The organism is Collinsella sp. AM12-1 (assembly GCF_003472325.1).
In the GTDB taxonomy this organism is placed as follows: Bacteria; Actinomycetota; Coriobacteriia; order Coriobacteriales; family Coriobacteriaceae; genus Collinsella.
Window position 1 is genome coordinate 1 of the sequence record NZ_QRLS01000011.1, and the last position, 20,644, is coordinate 20,644.

The 20,644-nt window shown below is 58.0% G+C and carries 15 protein-coding genes; 11 read left to right on the forward strand and 4 right to left on the reverse strand.

The annotated features are described in order from the left end of the window. Window positions 1-277 precede the first annotated feature (277 nt). From DW136_RS06535 to DW136_RS06550, 4 genes are all read right to left on the reverse strand, one after another. Window positions 278-1,309 (reverse strand): 3-deoxy-7-phosphoheptulonate synthase, encoded by a 1,032-nt coding sequence (locus tag DW136_RS06535; protein WP_118289311.1) that lies wholly within the window; start codon window positions 1,307-1,309, stop codon window positions 278-280. A 570-nt stretch (window positions 1,310-1,879) separates the two neighbouring features. After that, window positions 1,880-3,736 carry an ABC transporter ATP-binding protein gene (locus DW136_RS06540; RefSeq protein ID WP_118289312.1) on the reverse strand — a complete coding sequence of 619 codons (1,857 nt, stop codon included), beginning with the start codon at window positions 3,734-3,736 and terminating at the stop codon, window positions 1,880-1,882. Continuing rightward, window positions 3,736-6,102, reverse strand: coding sequence for an ABC transporter ATP-binding protein (locus DW136_RS06545; RefSeq protein WP_118289313.1), 2,367 nt, complete (start codon window positions 6,100-6,102; stop codon window positions 3,736-3,738). The genes DW136_RS06540 and DW136_RS06545 overlap by 1 nt, the downstream gene beginning before the upstream one ends. Beyond that, a complete protein-coding gene (locus DW136_RS06550) occupies window positions 6,099-6,548 on the reverse strand; it encodes a MarR family winged helix-turn-helix transcriptional regulator (protein WP_117629917.1) in 450 nt (149 codons plus the stop codon). Before DW136_RS06550 ends, DW136_RS06545 begins: the two co-directional genes overlap by 4 nt. 551 nt (window positions 6,549-7,099) lie before the next feature. On the opposite strand from DW136_RS06550, the gene pflB reads away from it, so the two are divergent. The 11 genes from pflB (at window position 7,100) to yihA (ending at window position 20,407) form a co-directional block, all read left to right on the forward strand. Beyond that, the gene (pflB, locus tag DW136_RS06555) at window positions 7,100-9,151 is read left to right on the forward strand and encodes a formate C-acetyltransferase (protein ID WP_117629918.1); all 2,052 of its coding nucleotides are present in this window, start codon (window positions 7,100-7,102) and stop codon (window positions 9,149-9,151) included. Between the two features lie 85 nt (window positions 9,152-9,236). Then, window positions 9,237-9,488, forward strand: coding sequence for an autonomous glycyl radical cofactor GrcA3 (gene grcA3, locus DW136_RS06560; protein ID WP_117583521.1), 252 nt, complete (start codon window positions 9,237-9,239; stop codon window positions 9,486-9,488). Window positions 9,489-9,789: 301 nt separating this feature from the next. Beyond that, window positions 9,790-10,800 carry a LacI family DNA-binding transcriptional regulator gene (locus DW136_RS06565; RefSeq protein WP_022094949.1) on the forward strand — a complete coding sequence of 337 codons (1,011 nt, stop codon included), beginning with the start codon at window positions 9,790-9,792 and terminating at the stop codon, window positions 10,798-10,800. Between the two features lie 183 nt (window positions 10,801-10,983). Next, window positions 10,984-12,366 (forward strand): family 43 glycosylhydrolase, encoded by a 1,383-nt coding sequence (locus tag DW136_RS06570; protein WP_117583519.1) that lies wholly within the window; start codon window positions 10,984-10,986, stop codon window positions 12,364-12,366. Window positions 12,367-12,411: 45 nt separating this feature from the next. Continuing rightward, the gene (locus tag DW136_RS06575) at window positions 12,412-13,863 is read left to right on the forward strand and encodes a PTS transporter subunit EIIC (RefSeq protein WP_117583518.1); all 1,452 of its coding nucleotides are present in this window, start codon (window positions 12,412-12,414) and stop codon (window positions 13,861-13,863) included. Between the two features lie 95 nt (window positions 13,864-13,958). After that, on the forward strand, window positions 13,959-15,407 hold the full coding sequence (locus DW136_RS06580) for a glycoside hydrolase family 32 protein (protein WP_117583517.1): 1,449 nt from the start codon (window positions 13,959-13,961) through the stop codon (window positions 15,405-15,407). Window positions 15,408-15,683: 276 nt separating this feature from the next. Next, on the forward strand, window positions 15,684-16,538 hold the full coding sequence (locus tag DW136_RS06585; protein WP_233503811.1) for a DegV family protein: 855 nt from the start codon (window positions 15,684-15,686) through the stop codon (window positions 16,536-16,538). Between the two features lie 186 nt (window positions 16,539-16,724). Further along, the gene (gene pflA / locus DW136_RS06590) at window positions 16,725-17,543 is read left to right on the forward strand and encodes a pyruvate formate-lyase-activating protein (RefSeq protein WP_117583515.1); all 819 of its coding nucleotides are present in this window, start codon (window positions 16,725-16,727) and stop codon (window positions 17,541-17,543) included. Window positions 17,544-18,026: 483 nt separating this feature from the next. Continuing rightward, the gene (locus DW136_RS06595; protein ID WP_158551689.1) at window positions 18,027-18,956 is read left to right on the forward strand and encodes a serine hydrolase; all 930 of its coding nucleotides are present in this window, start codon (window positions 18,027-18,029) and stop codon (window positions 18,954-18,956) included. An 80-nt stretch (window positions 18,957-19,036) separates the two neighbouring features. Beyond that, entirely contained in the window at window positions 19,037-19,777 is a 741-nt protein-coding gene (gene mtnN / locus DW136_RS06600) for a 5'-methylthioadenosine/S-adenosylhomocysteine nucleosidase (RefSeq protein ID WP_117583513.1), read from the forward strand. Window positions 19,778-19,816: 39 nt separating this feature from the next. Next, window positions 19,817-20,407 carry a ribosome biogenesis GTP-binding protein YihA/YsxC gene (gene yihA / locus DW136_RS06605; RefSeq protein WP_117629919.1) on the forward strand — a complete coding sequence of 197 codons (591 nt, stop codon included), beginning with the start codon at window positions 19,817-19,819 and terminating at the stop codon, window positions 20,405-20,407. Window positions 20,408-20,644 lie beyond the last annotated feature (237 nt).

A 20,644-nucleotide genomic window follows, 5' to 3' on the forward strand; every position in this document is an offset into this window, starting at 1 on the left:
AACCTTAATTTCAAAGTCCAAGAAATGGGATGCAGTTCAGAGAGGGCCTGACCCCATATCGTTGGGGCCAGGCCCGATTTTGCCTCTTGACAATGTCCTGCTCATATTAAAAGGAACGTCCCTAACTGCCGCATCCGGAGTAAGACAACGCCGCAGGTAGAGGACGGACAGCGAGCGGGCCGCATTTGAGACAAGGTGACGTGAAACGAAAGGGCGCTGACCTTCTGGTCGCGCCCTTGAAGTTGAACGTCAGATTGTCCAAATGCGGCCCGCGTAACTAAACCCGCTCTGCGATCTCGTGGATGAGGTAGTCGGTCTTTTCCCAGCCCAGACACGGGTCGGTGATCGACTTACCAAAGACACCGCCATCGACCGGCTGGTTGCCGTCCTCAAGGTAAGACTCGATCATAAAGCCCTTGACCAGCTTGGAGATGGACTCGTTGCGGCGGCAGCTGTCGAGCACCTCCTTGCAAATGCGGTACTGCTCCAGCGGGCGCTTGCCCGAGTTGTCGTGGTTGCAGTCGATGACCGCCGCCGGGTTGGCGTAACCGGCATGCTCGGTGTAGCGCTCGGCCAGGCGCTCCAGGTGCTCGTAGTGGTAATTGGGGTAGGTACGACCGTCGAGACCGATGTAGCCACGCATAACGGCGTGCGCGAGCGGGTTGCCGTCGCACTCGACCTCCCAGTTGCGGAAGATAAAGCTCTGATGTGCCTGGGCGGCGTAGATGGAGTTGAGCATAACGGTGGTGGAACCGGCGGTGGGGTTTTTCATGCCCACGGGCACCGAAATGCCGCTCGACACCAGACGATGCTCCTGGTTCTCGACCGAGCGCGCGCCCACGGCGACGTAGCTCAGCAGGTCGACGAGGTACTGGTAGTTGGACGGGTAGAGCATCTCGTCGGCGGTAAAGAAGCCAGTCTCCTCGATGACGCGCAGGTGCATGTGGCGGATGGCCTTAACGCCTTCAAGCAGGTCATCGGGCGCCTCGGGGTCGGGGTTGTGCAGCAGCCCCTTGTAGCCGGTGCCCTTGGTGCGCGGCTTGTTGGTGTAGACACGCGGAATGATGATGAGCTTGTCCTTGACCTCTTCGGCGACCTTGGCCAGTCGGTTCATGTACTCAAGCACCGAGTCCTCGCGGTCGGCAGAGCACGGGCCGATGATGAGCACCTTGCGTGCGTCCTCGCCGGTAAAGACCTTGGCGACCTCGGCGTCGAATGCCTGCTTTTTGGCGGTAAGCTCGGCGGAAAGCGGCATTTCCTCGCGGATCTCCATGGGGATCGGCAGCCTGCGCTTGAATTCCATGGCCATATGGGGCCTCCTTTATCAATTAACGGCAACAATTGGCGAATTCTCGAATGCTCGGCATTATCCGCTGTCGCACGCTAAAGTGCAAGTGAAACCTGCCGAAAAGGGACAGGTTTATTTTGGTCGGTTTTATCTGGGGAAATGTCGGCGCTCGCCGGAAGGGGAGGGCCAACGTACGGCACGCTGGAGCAAGTTGGATCTTCTGCGGCATACCCTGTGGTCAAAAAATGGCAAATATGAGTACTGTTGCTAGCGTAGTATCATATCGATCTTACAAGATAATAGACACAACAGTAAATATGTTCATTAACGTTGGCACACAGAAGCATGCTACCGGGCATTTTGATCAATTTGAAGGCATATCTAGGCCGCAATGAGGTCGTTTGGGGCAGTTTTGGCTGTTACTAAAAAGGTGACAGTACTCATATTTGCCATTTTTTGTCCACGGGGCCTTGAGAGAGGGCGTCAATCAGGTCCCAGGGGAGGCGGTTCGAGGGCCGCAGAACAAAAAACGGGGGTGCAGTTCATCCTGCGCCCCCGTTCTCGGGCGTTATTCGTTCCCTGCGGCAGAATTTACGCCGCTTCGTCGAACTGCGAATTGTACAGGTCGGCGTAGAAGCCGCCTTGGGCGAGCAGCTCGTCGTGCGTGCCCTTCTCGACGATGTCGCCGTCGCGAATCACCAAGATCACGTCGGCGTTGCGGATCGTGGACAGGCGATGCGCGATGACAAAGCTCGTGCGGCCCTGCATCAGCGCATCCATGGCGCGCTGAATAAGCTCCTCGGTACGGGTATCGACGTTGGAAGTCGCCTCGTCCAAAATCAGCGCCGGACGGTCGGCCAAAATGGCGCGGGCGATGGTCACGAGTTGGCGCTGGCCCTGTGAGAGGTTGGTGCCCTCCTCATTGATCATAAAGTCGTAGCCGCCGGCGAGCGTATGGATAAAGTGGTCGCAGCGTGCGGCGCGTGCGGCGGCCTCGACCTCGGCGTCGGTCGCATCGGGGCGTCCGTAGCGGATGTTCTCGCGGATGGTGCCGTTAAACAGCCAGGTGTCCTGCAGCACCATGGCAAACTCGCCGCGCAGCGCCGCGCGGTCCCAGTCGCGCACGTCGACGCCTTCGACGCGCAGCGAACCGCCGTCCACGTCGTAAAAGCGCTGCAGCAGCTTAATGAGCGTGGTCTTGCCGGCGCCGGTGGGGCCGACGATGGCAATGGTTTGGCCGGGCTGCGCCTCGCAGCTAAAGTCGTGGATGATGGTCTTGTCGGGCGTGTAGCCAAACTTGACATGGTCAAACTCCACGTGGCCGGGGCGCTTCTCGGGAATCTGGGCGTCGGCCTTCTGCTCCTCCTCGGGCGCGGCGAGGAACTCAAAGACGCGCTCGGTGGCAGCGGCCATCGACTGCATCGTGTTGCTCACGTTGCCCAGCTGCTGCACCGGCTGCGTAAAGTTGCGCACGTACTGGATAAAGCTCTGGATGTCGCCGGGCGTGGCGTTGCCGGTCAGCGCGAGCTGCGCACCCACCACGACGACGCCCACGTAGCCCATGTTGCCCACCAGACTCATAAGCGGCATCATCAGGCCCGACAGGAACTGCGAGCGCCAGCCGCTAATAAAGAGGCGGTCGTTTTGACGGTCGAACTCCTCGATTGAGGCCTCGGCGCGGTCGAACACCTGAATGACATTCTGGCCGGCAAAGTCCTCCTCGATAATGCCGTTGACGGCGCCCAGGACTTGCTGTTGCTCGCGGAAGTACGGCTGCGAGAAGTGAATCATCACGGTCAGGATAATCGCGGCTGCCGGCAGCGTGAGCACGGTGACGCCGGTGAGCGGCAGACTGATCGACAGCATCATGACGAGCACGCCGATAATCTGCGTGACAGACGTGATGAGCTGCGTCACGCTCTGGTTGAGCGACTGGCCGAGCGTATCGACGTCGTTGGTGATGCGACTGAGTACGTCGCCCTTGCTGTGGCCGTTGAAGTAACTCATCGGAACGACGGCGATCTTGGCGGCGATCTCCTTGCGCATGCGATAACAAATCTTTTGCGTGACGCCGGTCATGAGCCAGCCTTGGATCAGGCTGCAGGCAGAGCTCGCCAGATACAGACAGAGCAAAAAGCCGAGCGTCTTGGCGATCCAGGCAAAGTCGACATCGCCGGTACCGTTGACCTTGGCAACCAGGCCCTCGAACAGCTTGGTCGTAACCTGGCCGAGCACCTTGGGCCCCACAATGTTAAAGATGACCGAGCATACGGCAAAGGCGACGGCGGCAAACACGGCAATCTTGTGCTGGCCGATATAGCCGAGCAGCTGCCTCATGGTGCCCTTAAAGTCCTTGGCCTTTTCGCCGCGGCCCATACCACCCATGCGGCCCATGGGACCGCGCCGGCGGGTGGGCTTGGGAATCTGAGTCTTGGTCTCGTCTGCCATTAGCGCTCGCCTCCTTCCATGACGGCTTCAATCTCTTCTTGGGTAAGCCCCAACTCCTCGGCGGAAAGCTGCGACTGTGCGATCTCCAGGTATGCCGGGCAGTTGTGCAGCAGTTCCTCGTGCGTGCCGGTGCCCACTACGTGGCCGTCGTCGAGCACGATGATCTGATCGGCGTGCATGATGGTCGCGATGCGCTGGGCCACGACCACGAGCGCGGCGTCGGTAACGTTTTTGGCAAGCTCCTCGCGCAGGCGCGCGTCGGTCTTGTAGTCGAGGGCGCTAAACGAGTCATCGAACACCACGACCTCGGGCTTTTTGGCCAACGCGCGGGCGATGGCCAGGCGCTGGCGCTGACCGCCCGAGACATTGGAGCCGCCCTGGCTGATGGGGGAGTCGTAGCCGCCCTCGCGCTCGGCGATAAAGTCCTCGGCCTGTGCGATGCGTGCCGCCTGGCGCATGTCATCATCGCTCACCATGTCGCCGGCAAATTTGAGGTTGCTCTCGACAGTGCCCGAGAACAGACGCCCCTGCTGCGGGATATAGCCAATGCGGCGGCGAAGCTCGGAAAGGGTCATATCGCGCACGTCGATGCCGTCGAGCGAAATGCTGCCGCCGGTGACGTCGTACAGGCGCGGGATGAGCTGCACAAGCGTGGACTTGCCCGAACCCGTGGAGCCGATGATGCCGAGCATCTGGCCGGCGTGCGTGGTGAAGTTCACACCGCTGATGACATCGGCGTGGGCATCGGGATACTGGAAGCTCACGTCGTGGAAGGCGAGCTCACCGCGCGGCGCGTTGGCCGCGGGCAGTTTGGGCGAGACGGGGTCGTTGATGCTCGTGGGACAGGTGATGACCTCTTCCACGCGCTCGGCTGCGACCTCGGCGCGGGGCAGGATGACCGAAACCATGGTGAGGATCATAAACGCCATGACGATCTGCATGGTGTAGGAGATAAACGCCATCATGTTGCCGACCTGCATCACGCCGTCGGACACGCCCTGCGCACCAAACCAGACGATAAGCACGGTGATGCAGTTCATGACGAGCATCATGAGCGGCATCATAAAGCTCATGGCGCGGTTGGTGTAGAGCTGCGTGGTCATCAGGTCGAGGGACGCCTGGTCAAAGCGCTCGAGCTCATGCTCCTCGCGGTTAAACGAGCGGATGGGCATAAGGCCGTCGAGCAGCTCGCGGGCGGTAAGGTTCACGCGGTCCACAAAGCTCTGCATCTTTTTGAACTTGGGCATGGTGAGGCCCATAAGCACGCCGACGACGGCCGAGACCGCGATGATGGCCACGGCGATGGTCCACTCCAGGCCGGTGTGGTTGGCCAGGACGCGCATGACGGCGACGATGCCCATGACGGGCGCCATGAGGCACATGCGGATAAACAGGGTTGCGGCCATCTGAATCTGCTGAATGTCGTTGGTGCAGCGGGTGATGAGCGAGGCCTGGCTAAACTTGCCCACCTCGGCCGGCGAGAAGTGCATAACCTTGTTGAAGGTCTCGCGGCGCAGGTCGCGGGCGATGGAGCAGGCGGTGCGCGAAGCCACGGCACCGGTCAGGATGGTGGCGACCAGCGACACCAGACACAGACCAAACATCGTGGTCGCCATGCGGCCCAGGTAGGCGTTCTGCACGTCGGCGGGGTCGATACCCTGTGCCTTGTACTCGTCCTGCACATAGCTCACGGCGCGTTGGGTCACGATGGAGCCCGACATGGAGCCCATTTTGTCCGCCATACCGTTGGCGCCCTCGACGAGCTTGCCTTGGTCGATTAGGCCGCCTTCAACGCCTAGACGCAGGCTCTTCATGGTGATCTTGCCGCCGTCGGCATCAATCTGCTTTTGCATATTCTGCGCCGCTGCGGCCTTTTGCTGCATCTCGGCGAGCTGCTCGGGCGTCATCGCTGCCATCTGCTCGGGGGAGGGCATGGCCTGGGCGGCGCTGCTGTCTTGGTCGCTGGACGTGCCCATCATATCGCCCATGGAGCTGGCGTCGATGCCCTGGTTGAGAGAAAGGACGACGGTCTCGGGCAGGCTCATAATGTCGGCAATCTTGCCGCCATCGGCACGCCCTTCCTCGGTGCCCTTGTACGTTCGAATGCCGTTTTTGTCAGCCTTGCTAAACACGGCCTCCACAGCTTTGGCGTCCTTGGTGTTCATAAAGAGTTCGAGGTCGTCGAGCGATTCGGCACGAATGGTGTCGGGTACGGGCGAGGCGATGCCGCCTTGCTGCACGCCCACGTCGACGATGTCGCTCATATACGTAGGTAGCGCGAGGTCGGCATTGCAGCTGATCACGATGAGCACGATAGCTGTAAGCAGTGCCAGGATATGCTTTTTAAAGAGCTTGAGAATCCTCACTCGGCATCTCTCCTTTCTTGATTGCGATCGATAATTTCGTTGGCACGCCTTAGGAGGCGCACCATCTCTTGGGTATCTGTTTCGCCGAGCTGCTCGAGGAAGGCCGCGGTGCGTTTCTCGAATTCCCGACGTTTGATTTCGAGATCTTGTCGGCCTTTGTCGGTCACCGTGACGTGTACGCGACGACGGTCGGTCTTTGAGTGCTCGCGCTCGACCCAGCCCTTGGTTTCGAGGGCGCGTAGGATGTTGGCGATGCGGGCGCTCGAAACCCAGGCGCGATCAGCGAGTTCGCTCGGCGTGAGCGAACCGCCGGCGAGCATGAGGGCGCGCATGACGGCCATCTCACCACTGAGGGCTTTGTCCACAAAGCGCGAAATGCGCTGATGCATGCTGCCAAACTCAGTTAAGAGCTGACGTCCAAGCTCATGGAAATCGGTATCTTCCACCGAAAACCCCTAACACTAGAAACTATTTTCGGTGAAAGATGATACCCCTGTATGCACGCCTCATACAGTAGATTTTTGGGACATGCCTAGAAATCTACCTTCGTGGGCATTTCATGCCACCGCCTCCGTCGCGGCGAAAAAGTAGATTTTTAGGCAGGTCCCAAAAATCTATCGGTGGGTACTTTACCCTGCTAAAGCTGGCATAACAGCTAGAGTGAAGGACGTATAAAGGCAAGGGGAAGTATCAAATAATTCGGTGAACGGTAGCTGATGGCGGGCGCGTTTCCTGCGGATTTGTTGAAAACGCTCTAATGACACAAAAAAAGGAACATATAACAGCCCTGATGAAGGGGGTGGCTATGTTATCCTTCACTAACGGGTGAAATCTTGGGTTTAGGGTTGCAAGACCAAGGTGAATAAACGTTTTTCCCTGCGCTAACGCGCGACGGAAGGCGAATGAAGCCGGTGGTGCAAGCCGAACATTCAAGAATTCAATAAGCAGCGGTGTGAGAGAGCGCCGCATTACACGTAACTAGGAGCGTGGTTACACAATGCAGGAGGCATGGGAAGGCTTCAAGGAAGGCATCTGGACGGGAGAGGTTGACGTCCGAGACTTCATCCAGAAGAACTACACCCCCTACGAGGGCGACGAGTCGTTCCTCGCCGGCCCGACCGAGCGTACCAAGGAGCTGTGGGGCGAGGTTCTCGACCTGCTGCTTAAGGAGCGCGAGCAGGGCGGTGTCCTCGATATGGACACCAAGACCGTCACGGGTATCGTGAGCCACCCCGCTGGCTACATCGATAACGCCCACCGCGAGAAGGAGACCATCGTCGGCCTCCAGACCGACAAGCCGCTCAAGCGCGCTCTGCACGTCAACGGTGGTATCCGCATCGCTTGCCAGGCCGCCAGCCAGCACGGCTACAAGGTCGACGAGAACGTTGTCGAGCGCTACACCTTCGAGCGCAAGACCCACAACGCCGGCGTCTTCGATGTCTACACCCCCGAGATGCGCGCCTGCCGTTCGGCTCACATCATCACCGGTCTGCCCGATGGCTATGGCCGCGGCCGCATCATCGGCGACTACCGTCGTGTCGCCCTGTACGGCGTTGACTACCTGATCAAGGACAAGGAGGCCCAGAAGGCTTCCACCCCGACGGTCATGACCGCCGACAACATCCGCGACCGTGAGGAGCTGCAGGAGCAGATCCGCGCCCTCGGCGAGCTCAAGATGATGGCCGAGACCTATGGTTTCGATATTTCCAACCCTGCTACCAACACGCAGGAGGCCATCCAGTGGATGTACTTCGCCTACCTCGCTGCCGTCAAGGAGCAGAATGGCGCCGCTATGTCCATCGGCCGTACCTCTACGTTCATCGACATCTACGCTGAGCGCGACCTTGCCAACGGTACCTTCACCGAGGAGCAGATCCAGGAGTTCGTGGATCACTTCATCATGAAGCTCCGCATGGTCAAGTTTGCCCGTACCCCCGAGTACCAGGCCCTGTTCACCGGTGATCCGCAGTGGGTCACCGAGTCCATCGGCGGCATGGGTGTTGACGGCCGTACGCTCGTTACCAAGATGAGCTACCGCTACCTGCACACGCTCGAGAACATGGGCACCAGCCCCGAGCCCAACATGACCGTTCTGTGGTCGACCCGTCTGCCCGAGAACTTCAAGAAGTTCTGCGCCAAGACTTCTGTCGCCAGCTCCTCGATCCAGTACGAGAACGACGACCTCATGCGCGTTTACCATGGCGACGACTACGGCATCGCCTGCTGCGTGTCCTCCATGCGCATCGGCAAGGAGATGCAGTTCTTCGGCGCCCGCGCCAACCTGGCCAAGTGCCTGCTGTACGCACTCAACGGCGGTGTTGACGAGGTCTCCAAGAAGCAGGTCGGCCCCAAGTATCGCGCCGTCGAGGGCGATACGCTCGATTACGACGACGTTGTGGCCAAGTACAACGACATGATGAAGTGGCTCGCTGGCGTGTACGTCAACTCGCTGAACATCATTCACTACATGCACGACAAGTATTGCTACGAGCGCATCCAGATGGCTCTGCACGACAAGCACGTGCACCGCTGGTTCGCTACGGGCATCGCTGGCCTTTCCGTCGTGGCTGACTCCCTGTCCGCCATCAAGTACGCCAAGGTCCACCCCGTCCGTGATGAGAACGGCATCATCGTCGACTTCGAGACCGAGGGCGAGTTCCCCAAGTACGGTAACGACGACGACCGCGTCGACCAGATCGCTCACGACGTTGTGCACCAGTTCATGGAGTACATCCGCATGAACGACACCTACCGCAACTCCGTGCCCACGACCTCGGTTCTGACCATTACCTCCAACGTCGTGTACGGTAAGAAGACCGGTTCCACGCCCGACGGCCGCAAGGCCGGCCAGCCGTTCGCCCCGGGTGCTAACCCCATGCACAAGCGCGATAGCCACGGCGCCATCGCTTCGCTGTCTTCGGTTTCCAAGCTCCCGTTCCGCGATGCTCAGGACGGCATCTCCAACACCTTCTCCATCATCCCGGGTGCGCTCGGCAAGGAGGACCAGGTGTTCTTTGGCGATATCGACCTTGATCAGCTGGGCGAGTAACTATTGTTAGTGCTATACTAACAATAACGATTACTGATTAGCGCGCCGGTTTCGGCCGGCGCCTATCGATCGAAGGAGACACATTATGAAGGTTTCTGAAGTTTCCGAGACTCAGGCCGATAACCTGGTCCACATGCTCGACGCTTACGCCGAGAAGGGTGGCCATCACCTGAACATCAACGTCTTCAACCGTGAGACGTTGCTCGATGCTCAGGCTCACCCCGAGAAGTACCCGCAGCTGACCATCCGCGTTTCCGGCTATGCCGTGAACTTCCACACGCTCACCAAGGAGCAGCAGGACGAGGTCATTTCGCGTACCTTCCACGACAAGTTCTAAAGGGGTTTAACTCCCGCAGGATCGCCGGGCCGCTTTGGGTTACTTTCCAAAACGTCCTCGGACATGCAAAGGGCTCCGCTGCGCGCTTCGCGCGGCGGAGCCCTTTGCGTCCTGCGGAAATGTTTTGGAAAGTAACCCAAAGCGGCCCGGCGGGGGTCCTGTGTAGTCACCCTTTAGGCGGAACTCTCCTAATTATTTGGATGAGTCGTCTACTTACTTGTGCCGTTACCGTCTTCCCGCTGTTGTTGGGGTATGCTTTGTTCGTATGTAAACGTATGACATGTTGATGGGGGAGGGTGCTATGGCTCGCGAGGGCGCTCGTTCTAAGGATTCTGCTAAGCCTGGCATCAAGGAAGTTGCAGCGGTGGCGGGGGTTTCGCCTACTACGGTATCTCGCGTGCTTAATAATCGCGGCTATATTAGCCAAGAGACCCGCGATAAGGTCCATGCCGCGATGGAGCGCATCAACTATACGCCCAACGATATCGCCCGTGCCATGCTCAACGGCCGTCTGAACCTTATCGGCATGATCGTTCCCTTTGTGAGCAGCCCGTTCCATGCTCAGGTTGTGCAGGCGGTCGAGCGCACGTTAGCGGAAAACGGCTTTAAGATGTTGCTGTGCAACAGTGCCAATCGACCCGATCTTGAGCGTTCCTATATTGACATGCTCCGCCGCAATATGGTCGACGGCGTCATCGTCAACTCCCTCAATATCGGTGCCGAGGCATATGCCGAGATGGGCTTGAGCCTGGTTGGCATCGACTGCGATCTTGGCGAGGGCTCTGTCCAGATTGCAAGTGACAGCTATGGCATTGGCGAGCTCGCCACGCGCCGTCTGATTGATGACGGCTGCAGGCGTATCCTGTGCCTGCGCAGCAATAGCCGCATGCGCATGCCCGCCAATAAGCGTACCGATGCCTACCTCGATGTTGTTGAGCAGGCCGGTTTGTCCGCGCTTGTCCGTGAGGTTGAGTTCGTTAAGCCCGACGACGAAAAGGGCGCGGTCGTTGCGAAGATCCTCGATGAGAACCCCGATATTGACGGCATCTTTGCGGGAGACGATACGATGGCGGCCATCTGTCTCAACGTGATGAAGCAGCGCGGCTTGAGCGCTCCAGACGATATTAAGGTCGTGGGCGCGGATGGTGCCCGCCGAACTATGACGTTTATGCCTGACTTAACAACCGTACGTCAAGATATCGATCGCATCGGAGAGCTCGCGGCGCAATCCATCATCGCTCTTATTAACGGCGATAATCCCGAATCGAATATCAAGCTCCCCGTTGAACTCATTGAGGGCAAAACCGCGTAGTTCATCCTGTGCCAAAAGAATTCCTCAAACGCCTCCGATGACCGTTCGCCGGCATATGTCAACCGTTTACCGACGACTGGAACTGCGAAAAGACGTATTGATATGAAAACGTTTGACATATGAAAACGATTGACATATCTTGCCATTGTACCGAGTTAGTATGTCGTGGAAAGGAAGTCTCGGATGCACAAGGTGTATTACCAGCCTGAGGGAATTTGGGTAGGCGACATCATGCCGTACGGCGAGGACGGCACGTTCTATCTCTATCATCAGCGTGACACGCGTAACCCCGAACCTTTCGGAGAGCCGTTTGGCTGGGCACTCGCTACGACCAAGGATTTCGTCAACTACAAGGACTTTGGCGAGAGCCTTGAGCGCGGCGGCGACGAGGAAGTCGACCAGTACATTTATGCCGGCACGGTGTTTAAGGTGGGCGACAAGTACCATGCGCTCTACACTGGTTGCAATCGCGATAAGGTCCGCGCACGTTTGATGAAGCAGGTTCTTCTTCACGCAACGAGCGACGACGCCGTCAAGTGGGAGAAGAACATCGCCGAGACGCTGCTTCCGCCCCAGGAGGGTTACGATGACCGCAACTGGCGCGATCCCTTTGTGCTTTGGGATGAGGAGAACGAAGAGTACATGCTCATCCTCGGCACGCGTGTGGGCGAGGACAAGCGTCTGATGACCGGCCGCCTGGTCAAGTTCACCTCCAAGGATCTGACCAACTGGGAGTTCCAGGGCGACTGGTGGAACCCAGGCCTGTACACCATGTTTGAGATGCCTGATCTCTTTAAGATGGGCGACTGGTGGTACCTCGTCTTTTCCGAGTACAGCGACGGCAACAAGACCCGTTACCGCATGTCCAAGTCCATCAACGGTCCTTGGATTACCCCCGCTGACGACTCCTTCGACGGCCGCGCGTACTACGCCGCTCGCACCGCATTCGATGGCGAGCGTCGCGTTCTCTTTGGTTGGGTTCCTACGCGTGACGAGGGCGACGACCCCAGCTCTTACCTGTGGGGTGGTACCTTCATGCCCCTCGAGATCGTTCAGCGTGCCGACGGAACGCTCGGCACCAAGCTTCCCGACAGCATGCTCGGCGCCTTTGGCGAGGGCAAGGCTGTCGAAGCCTTCGAGCTCTCCTGCGAGTCGGGCAAGGTCGAGCAGGTTTTGTCTGCAGACGCCGGCTCCACCTACTTGCTCGATACCGACATTGAGCTCGGCGGTAACGCTGCCGGCTTCTCGGTCAAGTTCGCCGAGGACGCCGAGACCGGTCTTGCCTATGAGTTCCGCGCCAACCTGCGCGAGGGCAAGCTCGAGTTCACGCCGGCTCCCCAGTACCCGTGGTTCCAGGTCAACAACATGGGCCTCGAGCGTCCGTTGTTCTTTAAGGGCGAGGGCACTCATCATGTGCGCCTGGTCGTTGACGACGATATCGCGACCATCTTTGTCGATGATGTTGCGCTCAACGCTCGCTTCTGCAACAAGCAGGGCCAAGGTGTGGCGCTTACCGTCACCGACGGTGCGCTCAAGTGCGCAAACGCAACGATCGCGTCTCTGTAGCGGCAACGAACCGTTTTATGATTTAGAAAAGGAATGGAGAGGAACATGGACTACAAGGCAGTGTCCCAGCAAGTCGTCGACAACGTCGGCGGACTGGAGAACATCGAGGGCGCCACGCATTGCGTGACCCGTCTGCGTCTGGTGCTCAAGGATACGAGCAAATACAACAAGGCCGAGCTCGAGAACATCGATGGCGTCAAGGGCGTGCTGTACAACAGCGGCCAGCTCATGATCATCTTCGGTACCGGTACCGTCAACAAGGTTTACGATAAGTTTATGGCTCTGACGGGCGTTAAGGAGATCAGCGCTTCCGAGGTCAAGGGCGCCGAGGCGGACAAGAAGGGCAAGTTCTTCTCGGTCCTCAAGGTATTCTCGGACATCTTTATCCCCATCATTCCCGCCTTCGTCGGCGCTGCAATCATCATCGGCCTTAAGTCGCTGATCGTTGCCAACGGCCTCTTCGGCATGGAGGGCAGCCTCGCCGATCACAGCGAGTTCCTCAAGAACCTCGCAAGCTTCTTTGCCATTATCGCCACCACCTTTGACTACCTGCCTGTCCTGGTTATGTATAGCGCGGTCAAGCGTTTTGGCGGCAACCCGATCCTGGGCATCCTCGTCGGTATCGTCATGGTTCACCCGAGTCTTATGAACCGTAACACGTTCGTTATGGACCCGACGGGTGCTGAGTACTGGAACTTCGGTCCGCTCTCCATCCCCATGGTTGCTTTCCAGGGCGGCGTGTTCCCTGCAATCCTGACTGCCTGGTTTATGGCCAAGGTCGAAAAGATTGCCCAGAAGTACATCCCCGAGGTCGTCTCGTTTGTCTTTGTCCCGACCGTTACCCTGATTCTTGCTAACGTTGCCCTGTTCACCGTGTTCGGCCCGCTCGGCAACCTGATCGGCGACGTCCTCGCTGGCGTAATCGATGTCCTGTACAACAGGATGGGCGTCTTTGGTGCCTTTGTCTTCGCCGCGTTCCTGCAGCCGCTCGTCGTTACCGGTACGCATCAGTTCATCCAGGGTATCGAGGCAAACCTCGTTGCCACGACTGGCTTCAACTACATCCAGGCCATCTGGTCGGTCTCCATCATCGCCCAGGGCGGCGGCGCCATCGGCATGTACCTCATTCACAAGAAGCACTCCAAAGAGCGCAACATCTGCATGTCGTCCTTTATTCCGACGCTGGTCGGTATCTCCGAGCCCGCTATCTTCGCTGCAAACATGCGCTATTCGATCATTCCGTTCATCTGCGCATGCATCGGTGCAGGCTGCGGCGGTGCCTTCGTGAAGTTCTTTGAGGTGCGCGCCATCGGTCAGGGTCTGACCGGTGTGCTTGGCCTGCTCATCGTTACGCCCGAGACTCTCGTGTGGTATGTGGCTGGTAATCTCATCGCCTTTATCGTGCCGATCGTCTTGATCTTTGCCTACAACAAGGCAAAGGGCGTTCCGACCACCGATGAAGAGGGCGCTGGTGCTGGCTTCGATGTCAGCTTCTAGTTGAGCCGTTCAGCGTAATGTGCGGATAAGTCCATTTGAGGAAGGGCGCTCGGCTCGTGCGAGTCGAGCGTCCTTCCCTATAGACGAGAAAGTCAATGGCGATGTTTAATCAAAAAAATAAGGTGACACGCGCGGACTATGAGCAGTGGCGTGCCGGACAGGATGAGACGGCTGGTCGCATCGCGTCCGACCCCGATAGGCTCCTGTTCCATGTGGAGCCTGAGCTTGGCTGGCTCAACGACCCCAACGGTTTGGTTCAGATTGGTGATACGTATCACATCTATCATCAATACGATCCGTTCGATGCTGCGCATGGCGGTCCAGTGCTTTGGAACCATCTGACGACAAAGGATTTTGTGACGTACGAGAATCATGGCTCCGTGCTGTTCCCCGATTCCGATTTGGATTCGAACGGAGCGTATTCTGGTTCTGCCTTTGTACGCGATGGCAAGATTCACTACTTCTATACCGGCAACGTCAAGCATTTTGACCGCGATGATTACGACTACGTGTTGACGGGTCGTGAGCAAAACCAGATTCATATGGTTGCCGAGAATCCCGACGAATTGGGCGAGAAGTGCATAGCTGTTGGACCGGTCGATTACCCCGACGATATCGGTACGCACGTGCGCGACCCCAAGATCCTTGAGCACGACGGTATCTACTACATGGTTCTGGGCGCTCGTACGAAAGACGATCGCGGCTGCGTGCTTGTCTATACCTCGCGCGATCTAGAGGACTGGAACTATGCGACGCGTATTGAGCTGGGCGAGAAGTTTGGCTTTATGTGGGAGTGCCCCGATCTGTTCGAGCTCGATGGTGAGCTTATTCTCGTTTGCTGTCCGCAGGGTGTGCCTGCCGATGGATGGCGTTACCGCAATCCGCATCAGTGCGTGTGGTTCTCCATCGAGGCCGATTGGGAGGCGCCGAGCTTTAAAATCGTCGGGCAGGGCATGCCCCCGATGGTCGATGCCGGTTTTGATTTCTATGCTCCGCAGTCCTTTGAGGATGCTGCAGGCCGGCGTTTGATGATCGGATGGTCGGGTTGCCCCGACGCGACGGCAGAAAACCCGACGGTGGCGCGCGGGTGGCAGTGCGCGTTGACGGTGCCGCGAGAGCTGAGCATGCGCGATGGTAAGCTCTGCCAGCAGCCGGCGCACGAGATTGAGAGGATGCGCGGCGACTGCGTTCGCGCGACAGGCGGTGAAACCGTTGAGGAGCCGGGCCGCCTGTTTGATGTTGTGGTTTCCTGTGAGGGCGCCAAGATGGTCGAGCTCGAAATCCGCAAGGGTGTCTTTGTGCGCTATGCAGACGGGATGCTTACCCTCGACATGGGTGACGAAGGCTATGGGCGCGACCAGAGGTCGATCGAGCTCAGCGAGCTTCGCGACCTGCGCGTGCTTTCGGACACTACGATGGTCGAGATTTTTGCAAATGGCGGCGAGGCGGCACTTACGAGCCGTACCTATTCGCCGGCGGTTCCGGCGATGGGGTTGCATGCCGAGAGTGCGGCGTCGATGGATTTCTACCGCCTCGCGCATTAACCATGCGTGAGGCACGATTGGACTTGCTGGGCGGAATGTGTTGCAGTTGCCGCAGCGAACTACCGTTTATCGCGTATAGCTACCGTTTGCGGGATAAGTAACACTCATTTATAAACCGTGTAAAATCTCAGCCAAGCACGGAGTTTTCCAGGGAGACGCTGTCCTTTGTTATGTGCAAGGGACGGCGTCTCTTTGGCGCTTGGGCGCCGTTGTGCAACAGTGCGGCGGCGCGTGCCATGTATTGAAAAACCAATGTCGAGATGGGTCGTGATAAGAATGGGCAAGTACGTAATCGTGGTTGAATCTGGTTCGGATGTGACGCCAGAGCTCTGCGAACGCTACGGCATCGTGCGCGTGCCCATGCATGTCACGATTGGTGACGAGACCGTCGAGGACGGCTCGATCGATCCGCTCGAGATTTATTCGCGCTGCAACGAGTTTGGCGTGATGCCCAAGACCAGTGGCTGCGCACCGGCAGATTTCTCCCGTGTGTACGACCGCATTCACGCCGAGCAGCCCGACGCGACTATTCTGCATCTCGCGTATTCCGAGGCCACGACCTGCTCGCATCAGTCCTCAAAGATTGCGGCCCAGGGGCGCGACTACGTGTTCTCCATGGACACGCGCTTTGTCTCGGTGGGCCAGTCGCTCGTTGTCGTCGAGACCGCCAAATACATCGAGGCTCACCCCGATGCCACCGTCGACGAGATCTTTGCATTTACGAACTCCGTCATGGACCGCGTGCTGTTGGGCTTTGTTCCTACGGACCTTGCCTTCCTTAAGGCGGGCGGTCGCTTGTCCAACGTCGCGTTCCTAGGCGCCCATCTGCTCAAGATTAAGCCCTGCATTGAGGTGACGGGCGGCAAGTTCGTGGCGACTAAGAAGTTCCGCGGCTCTATGCTCAAGTGCGCCCGCGCCTTTATTGACCACATGGTTGCCAAGGGCGAGATCGACTACTCGCACATTGGCCTGGCGTATTCGGTGGGCCTTTCCCAGGAGCTGCGCGACGACATGGAGGTCTATGCGCATGACCTGGGCTTTAAGGATATTACCTGGACTCAGGTTGGCGGTGTCATCTCGAGCCATTGCGGCCCGACCGCCTTCGGTGCGGTGCTCACGCTTAAGGCGTAAGGCCTGGCGTCTATCGATTTCTATTGCCTCGGCGACGGGCGGGTTGTGACAACCTTCCCGCCGCTTTTGCGTGAAGTAAAATAGGACGACCTAATTGACCCCTAAACCGTTTTGCCATCATGCGTATGGGCTAGAATGGCTCTGACATTTATGTAACTAAAACCAATGAGAGGCAAGGTAGCGGGAATGGCTGAGATGACGCTCGAGGGTGTGGACGCTCGTCCCGAGGACTCTGCGTTTGCCCTGGGCCGCGTGCATTCGATTGAGACGATGGGTACGGTCGACGGTCCCGGCATCCGCTTTGTGGTGTTTGTTCAGGGCTGTCCCATGCGCTGCGCGTATTGCCACAATCCCGATACCTGGTCTGTTAACGGTGGCACGATGGTGACCGTCGAGCATCTCATGGACGAGTTCCAGAGCAACCATGAGTTCTACCGTAGCGGCGGCATTACCGTTTCGGGCGGCGAACCGCTCCTGCAGCCCGAGTTTTTGGCCGACCTGTTCCGTGTGATGCACAACAACCCCGATGGCCGCGTACACACCTGCCTAGACAGCTGTGGCTATGCATTTGATCCCAAGCATCCGGAGAAGTTCGATGCTGTTCTCAACGAGACCGATATGGTGCTGCTCGACATCAAGCATGCCGATCCGGTTGAGCATAAAAAGCTGACCGGTTGCGATCCTGCGCGCATCCTGGCGTTTGGCGATGAGCTTGCCCGTCGCAAGATTAAGGTTGTTATTCGCCATGTGGTGGTGCCGGGTATCACCGACACGGCGGAGGAATGCGAGAAGCTCGGTCGCCTGATCGCTCCATGGCACAACGTGGTGGGCCTGGAAATGCTGCCGTATCACACGATGGGTGTCGTCAAGTACGAGCAACTGGGTATTCCCTATAAGCTCGAGGGCGTGCCCCAGATGGATACCGCGCGCATGCCCGAGCTGCGCAACGCCGTCATGGCCGGCATGAAAAAGCGCCGTGCGGAACTCAAAAACGCCATCGGCTAGCAGCACTCATTGGGGACAGACTTAAATGAGTGCCCCGGGCACATAGTTGATCGCTAAAGAGCCCCGTCAAGTTGCGGTGGAATAGTTCTTGTGTATCGGCCTATGCCGTCCAAACAGGAACTATTTCACCGCAACTGCGTTTTGGGCAGAGATGCGCAACAGAATCGTGCCATTTGGATAAATACGCCTGTGGTTTCTTTAAAGACGCCTTAAACGGTGTCAAACAATTTGGGAAAGAAATGGCTGCTCAGTATTATGCTGCTCGTATATGAACGGGCACAATCAGGAGACCACGTGCGAAAGGGCAAATCGCGGGACGAGTATGTGCCGCAGCATGGCAGCAGATATGAGACGAAGGGCATGTCTTCGCGCGGCCTTGCCGACGCTCGCTTTCGCGGGGCGAAGATTGCCGCCATAGGAATGCTAGCGTTAGCGGTTTTTATCCTCGGAATTGCCGTTAAAACCCACGCCTTGGAGCGAACGGTGCGCTCAGATGCGTCAACGGTACAGCTGCAAAACGAGAAGGTTTCAAAGTCCAAAGCGTCGGCAGATCAAGCTCTGTCGACGGCAGATCTCAAGACGAGACTTTCGAAGGCGGACTTCAACGATATCCCTTCGGGTGATACCGTTCAAACCTTCTCGTTGGTGGATAACAAGACTCCTACCTTGGAGGATCAGAGCCTTACCTCGCTCCAGGATGCCCTGAGTCGGGCGCAGGAGCTGGGCGACGTAGGCGTAGTGTTCTACGACCTATCGAGCGGTAGGGGCGTGACGTATAACGCCGATGTCGCGGTGTATGGAGCGAGCAGTTACAAGGCGCTGTATGCGCTCTATATTTGCGAGACGTTGGTCGAATCGGGGCAGGTGTCGCTCGATTGGGCTTTAGCCACGTATGGTGGTTACAGCATGGGCTGGCAGACGGTACGCGACCTTATCGAGAATGCCGTCGTCAACTCGGACAACGATTCGTTTATCGCGTTACGCGCGGCGTTTGACCATGATGGCTATGAGGATTGGATTGCCAACCTGGGTGTTGATAACGAAACGGCACTGGATCCGATGAGTGATTTTCCGACCTACTGCCCGCGCACCTCGGCCAAGTTGTGGTGCGAGATGAGTGAGTATTTGAGCTGTGACACCGAGACGTCGCAATGGCTGTCGGGCCTTCTGACCTCTACGACCCGATCGTTTATTCGCGATGGCATTGCGGACGATCAGGTCTTGGTGCGCAACAAGGCGGGTTGGATCAGCGAGGACGGTTGCTATTCGACATGCGATGCCGGACTGATCGACGTCGACGGCCATAGCTATGTTATGAGCGTCATGACGTCGATGCCGTGGAGCGATCGCTCGAGCGAGGTTACGGCTGCGATTGCAAAGGCGCTCTATGATGTGCGGTCCTCGTTGGCCTAGCGACTTCGTAAAAAGTGAAAGAACCAAAATGCTGGTACCATACCGTGGATAAGCAATTTGCACGAATTTGGGGGGATGGCATGGCAACCATCGCGATCATAGGCGCACTCGAAAAAGAGGTTACGCAGATTAAAGAAGAACTGAACGGCGCTCATGTGTCGCAAGAGGCGGGCTTGACCGTTGTAAGCGGCGAGCTTGACGGTCTGACAGTAGTCGCCACGACCGCTGGCATGGGCACCGTGAATGCCGCCGCCGCAACGCAGCATCTCATCAGCAAATACGCCCCGCGGGCAGTTGTGTTTTCGGGTATCGCGGGCGGCCTAAACCCTAAGCTCCATATTAACGACGTGATTATTGGCAAGTGCCTGCGCTATCTGGATACTGACACGGCACTCATTGCCGAGTCGGCGCCGGGGCTCGAGGAGTTTGTCTCGACGCCGGCGTTGGTTGATGTTGCTGCCGCCGTGCTTGCCGAGCATGGATTTGTGGATGCCTCGACGGAGGAGACTTCTGCGGAGAAGGACCCCAAGCAGTTCCTGTGTGGCACTATCGCCACGGGTGACCGCTTTGTTACGGGTGACGCCATGCGTAACGCTGCGATTGAGGCCACGCATGCCGATTGCGTCGAGATGGAGGGCGCGGCAATTGCGCACATCGCGGCCAAGAATGGTGTCGATTGCCTGGTGCTGCGCGCTATCAGCGATAATTGTGACGAGGCATATGACGCGTTTTGTGAGCGCGAGTTCGATCTGGATGAGTACGCTCGCACCGCGAGCGGCATCACGCTTGACATCGTTCGTCGTATTGCCGCCGCGCAATAGCGCGCCCGTTTTGTAAAAACCTACGACCAAGGAGTGTCCATGGCCGATTCCATTAACTATCAGCTTGCCAAGTTCGTCGCCAGCTATGGCAAGGTTTCGCAGATTCCCGAGTCCACCTGCCCCGAGGTGAGCTTTGTCGGCCGCTCCAACGTGGGCAAGTCGTCGATTATGAACAAGCTTTTTGGCCGCAAGAACCTGGTCAAGGTTTCGAGTACGCCGGGCAAAACGAGCAACATCAACTTCTTTGAGGCCGATGACGTGCATTTTGTCGACCTGCCGGGTTACGGTTTCGCCCGTCGCTCCAAAGCTGAGCGCGATCGCTGGGCCGAGCTTATCGGCGACTTCTTTGACTCCGAGCGCAGCTTTAACCTGGTTGTATCACTGGTTGACATTCGTCACGACCCCAGCAAGCTCGATCATGACATGATCGACTACCTGCAAGGCAACGAGTTCAACTTTATCGTCTGCCTCACCAAAGCCGACAAGCTCAGCCGCACCCAGCAGGCCCGCCAGTCAGCAGCCATCAAAAAGCAGCTCAACGTCCCGGCCGAGAACGTAATCATCACAAGCTCCCAAACCGGCACCGGCATCGACGAACTCAAACGCCGCATCGCCGAGGCCTGCCTCTAGTAAGGGCTCCAGCCTAGCAAGAGCCCCTACCAATAAAAGGCCATAATTTCAGCCCGGCGCCCCTTCAAAGCGTGGGTCCCTGTAGACATCGCTAGTCACGTTACCATAGGGCCACCCAGGGGCATCCCCTTAAAAACATTCCGCAGCACGAGGCCCGCCTATCCGATGCTCCGAAGGAGCAGGATAAGCGGGCCTCAAGTGCGAGGACGTTTTTAAGGGGATGCCCCCGGGTGGCCC